We start from the raw sequence: 6,815 nt of genomic DNA, 5'->3' as shown, positions 1-6,815 counted from the left end.
AGGTGAAGGCGCTGGAGTTCCTGGCCTAAAGCGCATCGCGCTGAAACGGATTCAGGCGACGCGCTTTAAGTCCTGGTTTTGATGCATGTCGTTGTCCCAGAACCGCGCACTTCTGGGCGACATGCATTGAAGCGAGTGAAGAAAAGCCTGTGCGGCGTCACGCGTTCAAGAGCGCGGCGCCGCATCGGATCAATTCCGAATGGATATATCGTCAATCAGCCGAGCAACTGGCTGAGCGCCATGGCGACCGTCATGTCGCCCTCGACCTTCAGCTTGCCGGCCATGAAAGCCATGGTCGGGTTGAGGTCGCCGGCGATCAGCAAGTCGAGATCGTCGAGCGAGAGCTTGATTGTGCAGTCGGTCGGGGCATCGGCGGTCGAGACGGTCGCACCGTCGACGACGATGACGCCGTCGCTGCCGGTGTCGAACTTGACCGAGTGCTCGAAACCCGCGCTTGCCACGCGCGACTTGATCTTGTCGGCAATCTCCTGAACGCCCATGGCGGTTCTCCTCGTTTGGTTGCGTTTGACGCGCACCGGCCCTTGGCCGCTGGGCGAGGCGCCGCGTCGCGCGGGGGCGCGGCGACAGCCACCGGCGCATATAGCTTCGGGTTGACGTTTACGTCAACGTGGCCGCCATGCGGCATGGTGGTAACCATGCGGCAAGGCGCATCAGCCGGCGGATGGTTGAGGCGGTACATCCAACCCGGCGAAAGCACCGGCGGCGCGATCAATGCTGCTTGAAGGCCTTGGTCATTTCCTGGGCCGTTTCGCCGGCGCCCCTGCGGCGGCGAATGGCATTGTCGCGGATCTCATCCTTGGACAGGAAGTTGACCTGGTCGACCAGCACGTCATGCACCAGTTCGACGCCGACGCGGGCGTTGACGGTGTCACGGATCGATTTGCGGAAGGCATCGAGATCGATCGTCTCCTTCTTGGTGAAATCGATCTGCGGATTGGCGTAGAGATAGGAATAGACCTGGTCGGTTATCAGCGCCGGCGCCGGGATCGAAAGCTTCTTTATCTGCTCCGGTTCCACCGTGTAGACGAGCTTGGTCAGGAAATAGCCATCGATCTTGGCGTCCTTGATGAGCGGCACCGAAATGATGTCGGTCTTGACGTAATCGAGCCCACCCAGCATCGGCTTCGGCGGCTCGCCGACGCCGCGCTGGCCCGCTGCCTGGAAGGAGTAGAACACCGCGCCGAGCGTCACGGCGCAGATCCAAAGCGCTGCGGCGATGAACTTGATCACCGGATCCTTCCTTGCGCCGTTGCCATCACATTCAGGCTCGGGCGTATCCGAATTCGCCGGCCGAATAGGTGCCGTCGGCATCGGCGCGCTGGATGGCGTTCTTCAACAGCGTGGCGACCTCGTTGACGGCGTTGAGATGGGCAAGGATCGCCGCCTCGTTCCTCGCCAGCTTCTGGCGCAGCCGCGCCAGCCCATCGCGATGCTGCTCGAGGAATTCGATCTCGTTGGCGCCCTTCAAGGCGCGGGTCAGCTCGTAGAGATAGCGGCTCTTGCGGGCATTCGAGGCCTTGAGGTCGTAACCGGTTCCGCTGCGGATACCCGCCGTTTCCTCGTCCACCGCTTCTTCGATACGGCCGATGATGGCTGCGAGGTTGCCGGGCCGCGCAGGCGCGATCGACGCTTCCGTGGCGGTGGTCCGTGCAGGCAGGTTGGAAAAATCCGTTTGGTCGGCCATGTAAATCCCTAGATCTTGATGTCTGTTTTTTTGGTCGTGTCGTCGCCGGTCATCGACCGGGCGGCCTTGCGCTCAAGCTCCTCGATCATCGAGGTCGAAAGCCTGGTCTGCCGGTCGATCTCGACCTTCTCCGGTCCGCCCCCAACGGGCCCGACCGGCACCTTGTGCTTGCCGTCCAGATAGTGGTCGGCGAGCATTGATTTGGCGATGCCGATGCCGCCGTGCGCGGCCATGACATCGGCCACCTTTTCGGCAAGCTGCGACTTCCACATGTCGCCGGCCAGGCCCTTGCCATAAACGCCTTCGGTGTCCTTTGGCATCATGTTCTGGATGAAAGTCGTCAGCACCATCGCCTCGAAGCGCTGGAATTTTTTCGCCGGGTTCGCCGCTTCGGCTTTGTCGGCTGTTGCGCGTGAGAGCACGGAACCAGCATCGACAGTGGTTGCCGGATCGACGGAGAACGTGCCCGGGGCGCCACCGGTACGCCTCGCAAGCGCGGCACGCGCCGCCTCGACATCGGCCGGCTCCGCTGCGCGGGCGACGTCCATAACGATGTCGCTGGGTGGTGAGATGGCCAAGAAAGCACTGCCTTTTTGTCGGGTTTTGTTAGTTGCACAATGACCCAACAAGCTTGTGGCAGGCTTACCTGGGGATTTGGCCAGAGGACCGGATTGCCGAAGTGGATCGTTCGTCCGCCGGGCGCCAGGGCACGGATTTCCGCCGTTGGCGTCAAAGTCCAGCGTCTCGACACTGCTCGAACGCTTTCCAGCAGTCGAACGCGTGATCAAGCCATGGAAACCTCGCAGGCCAGAGCCTGCACGTCACGACCGATGGCGGCAACGGCGATAATCTCGCCGCCCTTCTTGTAGCCGACCAGACAATCGCGATCGGCGATGCTCCCATCGATCTCGACGGAGTCCCACGACCGGGCGTAGCCGACATAGCGGATCGATACGTCGTAGTGTGCGCTCCAGAAGAACGGAACGCTCGAGAAGGGTTGCCGAAGGCCGAGCATGTTTAGCGCCGCAATCTGCCCCTGGCGTTCCGCCACGACCCAGTGCTCGACGCGCCGCGACTCAGACGTCTTCAAGTCAAGCCATTGAGCAACGTCGCCAGCAGCGAATATGCCGGCCACGCTTGTCTCGAGGAATTCGTTCACGAGCACACCCTGGTCGACGGCGATGCCCGCATCGGCGGCCAGCGAGACGCGCGGCTTCACGCCGACGCCGACGACGACAAGATCGGCATCGATCACTTGGCCGTCGCTCAACGCGACGGTCCGGGTGGTTATCCGTTCGGCCGTCGCGCCCAGATGGAAAACGACGCCATGCTCTTCGTGCAGCGAGCGGATGAATGCGCCGAGTTCCGGTCCAAGGACTGCTTCAAGCGGATAGGCCTCCGGTGCGACAACGTGGACCGCGAGGCCACGCTTGCGAAGGGCTGCCGCCACCTCCAGTCCGATGAACCCCGCGCCGAGCAAGACCGCCGTCTTCGAGCTTTGAGCGTGCTCGATGATAGCGCGGCTGTCGGCCAGCGACCGCAATGTGAAGACGTGGTCGCGATCGGTGCCGGCAAGCGGCAGGCGAATCGGCTCAGCCCCCGTCGCCAGCAGAAGGCGGTCGAACGGAAAGACCCGACCGTCGCCGGCAATCACCGCCCGACCGTCGACGTCGATACGCTCACACGTCGTCTGCAACTGGAGGTCGATCTTGGTGCGGGCGTAGAATTTTGGGCCGCGCAGCGGAATCCACGCCTCGGGCGCCGTCCCGGCAAGATAGTCCTTGGACAGGTTGGGGCGGTCGTAAGGTGCGTCATCGTCCGAACTGAGCATGGTGATTTCGCCGGCGAACTGGCCGCGGCGCAGCATTTCGGCTGCCGCGAACCCGGCGGCACCGCCACCCACAATGACGATGCGCTCCTGTTGGCCTGCCGCATCCGGCTGCGATGACGATGCGGCCTCCTTGTCTGCCGGAACCTTGCCGGTCACGAAGATGCGATCGCCCCGGCGCTCCACGCTCCATCGCTGCAGCGGGTCGAAGGCGGGCGCGGCGAGCGCCTCGCCGGTACGGAGATTGAAGCAGGCGTGGTGCCAGGGACATCGAACCGTGTCGTCGACCACGATCCCCTGGGCCAGCGGCCCACCGTAGTGGGTGCACTTGCCTGCGACCGCCAGCACTTCCTCGCCGACACGCGCCAGAAGCACCGGCTCCTCGCCGACATGGCCCCCAAGCAGCACGCTCTCGCCAAACGCTGCAATCGGCACTCCGACCGTGAAGTCGGGGCCTAGATCAGGATTTTTCTGCGCGGTCATTGGTGACCCTCCTTCGGAAGGTTTGCCGACGATCCATCCATTCGGGTGTCGGACCCAGAATTGACGCCGCGGCGGCCAAAAGGTTCCTGAGATTGATGGCCGGCGCCATCGTTGTCGCATGACCGCGCAACGCCCGCGGACATCAACATCGGGTCTGGCGAGGAATTCTGGACGCTATTCGTCGCGCCGCTTCTGCGCGATCAGGTCGAGCCGCTCGCGGTCCGAGCGCTCGCGCTCGTCGCGGCGGCGCACGTCCTTGTAGGCGCGTTCGACCATGTTGGTGCGGGCGGTTGCCCTGGCGATCAGCGCCGCCTCCTGCCGGGCATTCTCGAGGCTCTGTTCCTTCCGGCCGAGCGCAGCGGCGATGCGGCGATGGTAAAGCGCCGGGAACAGACCGGCCAGCGAGCTGTCGGTGTCGAAATGCTCGATGAGTTCCCTCGCTTCCGATTCCGCCGCCGCGGCCGCGGAGAGAAAACCGGCATGGCGGGTCTCGTGCAGCGCCTTCAACTGCTCCTGTACCTTGACCAGCTTCTTCAGGCGGTCCTTGCGCGAGGTCATCGGGTTATCTCGCCAGCGTCAGGTCGACAAAGCCGTCGACGAACAGCGACAGCAAGGTGCCGACGGCGAAGTAGAAGATGATCATCCCGCCGGCGATGACGAAGGGCAGCGAGATGAAATAGACCGGGATCTGCGGCGTCAGCTTGTTGACGAAGCCGATCGTCAAATTGACCAGGATGGCATAGGCGACGAAGGGGCTGCCGAGGCGGAGGACCAGGAAGAAGGTGTCCGACACCGTGTCGGTGACGTCGACGAGCGCCGCCTGCGGGTTGAAGAACACGTTGACCGGCGCGACCGTGTAGGAAGCGACCAGCGCGCGCACGATCTCATGGTCGAAATCGAAGACGAACAGCAGAAGCAGCGCCGAGAACGAGATGATGGCGGCAAGTGCCGCCTGCGGCTCGGGCTCCTCGATCGCCGGTCCGCCGGAGCCGCCATAGCCGATCAGCATGGCGATGGCCGAACCCATGAAGCGCAGCGCTTCCATATAGAGCCTGGTCATGGCGCCGATCAGCCCGCCGACCAGAAGCTCGGAGACGATCATCGGCGCCAAGACCTGCGGGCGCGGATCGACGAACGGGTAGATTTTATCCCAGAGGAAGGCGAGCAGGCCGCCGGTGGCCGCAATCGACACGAACAGCCGGACCTGGAGAGGCACGCGGGTGCTGGAGATGCCGGGCATCAGCATGAAGCAGGCGCCGATGCGGCAGAAGGCGAGGAAGGCGGCGATGACGACGCCTTGCGAGAGCGCGTTCACGAAATCGTTCCGAGTACCTTGATCTCGACGCCCTTGGCGATCTCGACATGGGAGAGAACGGGGAGCGTCGTGAACAGCCGCTCGATGATCATGCGCACATAGGGGCGCGCGTCGGGCGCGGTGACGAGGACAAAGCGTTCGCCGGCTTCGAGATGCTTGCGGATCGCCTTGGTCGCGTCCTGGCCGAATTCCTCGAGCTGGCGCGGATCGATGTCGAACTCGCGCACCTCGCCCTTGGCGTCGCGCTTGAGGCTCTGGTGGAAGGCGAGGTCCCAGCGGTTGCCGAGGCGCAGCACCTTGAGCATGCCTCCCTCGGAGAGATCGCCGCAGATCTGCTGCGCCATGCGTATGCGCACATGCTCGACGATCTGTTCTGTGCGGCGCACATGCGGCGCGATCTCGGCGATGGCCTCGATGATCAGGTGCAGGTTGCGGATCGAGACGCGCTCGGCGAGCAGAAGCTTCAGCACCGCCTGCAGGCCGGGATAGGAGATGTGCGAGGTGCAGATTTCGTCGGCTAGCTTGCGGTATTCGGGGTCCAGCCGCTCGAGCAGCGCCTTCATGTCCTTGTAGGAAAGAAGCTGCGGCAGGTTGTTGCGGATGACCTCCGAGAGATGGGTGAGCAGCACCGACATGTTGTCGGCGAAGGTGTAGTTCTCGCGCTTCAGGTCCTCGGCGAAGGTCTCGAGCACCGAATAGGCGCGCATGCCGAAAGCCGGCTCGCGGATCTCCTCGCCCGGGATATCGGGCACGCCGCGCGTGCCGAGCAGCACCATGATTTCGCCGACGCGCATCTGGTATTCGGCAACGACCGTGCCGTGGACCTTGATCTGGTAGCTCTTGGGCGGGATGGCGAAGTCGTCGGTGACGCGCACTTCCGGCACGACGAAGCCGTATTGCTGGGCGAATTTCTTGCGCATCTTCGACATGCGGAACACCAGTTCCTGATGCGCCACCAGCAGCCGGGTCGAGAGCTGTTTGCCGATCAAAAGCTCGATCTCGGCGGTGGCCAGGGACGCCTTGACCGAGTTCTTCTCCTCCTCGACCTTGTTCGCCTTTTCCTGGTTCTTCTGCGCCTCGGCCGCGGCCAGCGCCCGGTTGTGACGCAACGGGATGACGTAGCCGAGCCCGGCCATGGCGCCGGCCAGCGCAAAGAACGGGAACAGCGGCAGGCCGGGCATCAGGCCAAGGATGACGAGCAGCGAGGCCGCGACATAGAGCGCGCGCGGATGGGCGCCGAGCTGGCCGAACACCGCCTGGTTGGCCGAACCGCGGGTGCCGCCCTTGGAGACCAGCATGCCGGCGGCGAGCGAGACGATGAGGGCCGGGATCTGGGTGACGAGCCCGTCGCCGACCGACAGCTTGATGAAGACGTCGGCCGCCTGGCCGAGGCCCATGCCGTGGCGCAGATAGCCGATGGCGATGCCGCCGACGATGTTGATGGCGGTGATGATGAGGCCAGCGATCGCGTCGCCGCGCACGAA

8 protein-coding genes are annotated in these 6,815 nt (G+C 64.0%); all 8 read right to left on the bottom strand.

All coding sequences use genetic code 11. From position 1 onward, the window contains the following. Window positions 1-215: 215 nt before the first annotated feature. A complete protein-coding gene (locus tag EOA29_RS20300) occupies window positions 216-500 on the bottom strand; it encodes an SCP2 sterol-binding domain-containing protein (RefSeq protein ID WP_126092161.1) in 285 nt (94 codons plus the stop codon). A 229-nt stretch (window positions 501-729) separates the two neighbouring features. Next, window positions 730-1,251 (bottom strand): hypothetical protein, encoded by a 522-nt coding sequence (locus EOA29_RS20295; protein ID WP_126092162.1) that lies wholly within the window; start codon window positions 1,249-1,251, stop codon window positions 730-732. 31 nt (window positions 1,252-1,282) lie between these two features. Then, window positions 1,283-1,705, bottom strand: a complete 423-nt coding sequence (locus tag EOA29_RS20290) for a hypothetical protein (RefSeq protein WP_126092163.1) — start codon at window positions 1,703-1,705, stop codon at window positions 1,283-1,285. Between the two features lie 8 nt (window positions 1,706-1,713). Beyond that, window positions 1,714-2,253, bottom strand: a complete 540-nt coding sequence (locus EOA29_RS20285) for a rod-binding protein (RefSeq protein WP_126095773.1) — start codon at window positions 2,251-2,253, stop codon at window positions 1,714-1,716. Between the two features lie 236 nt (window positions 2,254-2,489). Then, window positions 2,490-4,016, bottom strand: a complete 1,527-nt coding sequence (locus EOA29_RS20280; protein ID WP_126092164.1) for an FAD-dependent oxidoreductase — start codon at window positions 4,014-4,016, stop codon at window positions 2,490-2,492. 174 nt (window positions 4,017-4,190) lie between these two features. Continuing rightward, entirely contained in the window at window positions 4,191-4,574 is a 384-nt protein-coding gene (locus EOA29_RS20275) for a hypothetical protein (protein ID WP_126092165.1), read from the bottom strand. A 4-nt stretch (window positions 4,575-4,578) separates the two neighbouring features. Further along, a complete protein-coding gene (gene fliR / locus EOA29_RS20270; RefSeq protein ID WP_126092166.1) occupies window positions 4,579-5,331 on the bottom strand; it encodes a flagellar biosynthetic protein FliR in 753 nt (250 codons plus the stop codon). After that, window positions 5,328-6,815, bottom strand: a 1,488-nt coding sequence (locus tag EOA29_RS20265) for an FHIPEP family type III secretion protein (protein ID WP_127221351.1), incomplete at its 5' end; no start/stop codon positions are given. The genes EOA29_RS20265 and fliR, both read right to left, overlap by 4 nt.

Source organism: Mesorhizobium sp. M1E.F.Ca.ET.063.01.1.1, assembly GCF_003998155.1.
Taxonomy (GTDB): Bacteria; Pseudomonadota; Alphaproteobacteria; order Rhizobiales; family Rhizobiaceae; genus Mesorhizobium.
The sequence above is the reverse complement of the archived record's forward strand: the minus strand, read 5'-3'. Positions and strand labels throughout refer to the sequence as shown.

Excerpts from the sequence above, each read along its gene's own strand:
- EOA29_RS20300 (WP_126092161.1), bottom strand. The coding sequence starts at position 500 with ATGGGCGTTCAGGAGATTGCCGACAAGATCAAGTCGCGCGTGGCAAGC.
- EOA29_RS20290 (WP_126092163.1), bottom strand. The coding sequence starts at position 1,705 with ATGGCCGACCAAACGGATTTTTCCAACCTGCCTGCACGGACCACCGCC.
- EOA29_RS20285 (WP_126095773.1), bottom strand. The coding sequence starts at position 2,253 with ATGGACGTCGCCCGCGCAGCGGAGCCGGCCGATGTCGAGGCGGCGCGT.
- EOA29_RS20280 (WP_126092164.1), bottom strand. The coding sequence starts at position 4,016 with ATGACCGCGCAGAAAAATCCTGATCTAGGCCCCGACTTCACGGTCGGA.
- EOA29_RS20275 (WP_126092165.1), bottom strand. The coding sequence starts at position 4,574 with ATGACCTCGCGCAAGGACCGCCTGAAGAAGCTGGTCAAGGTACAGGAG.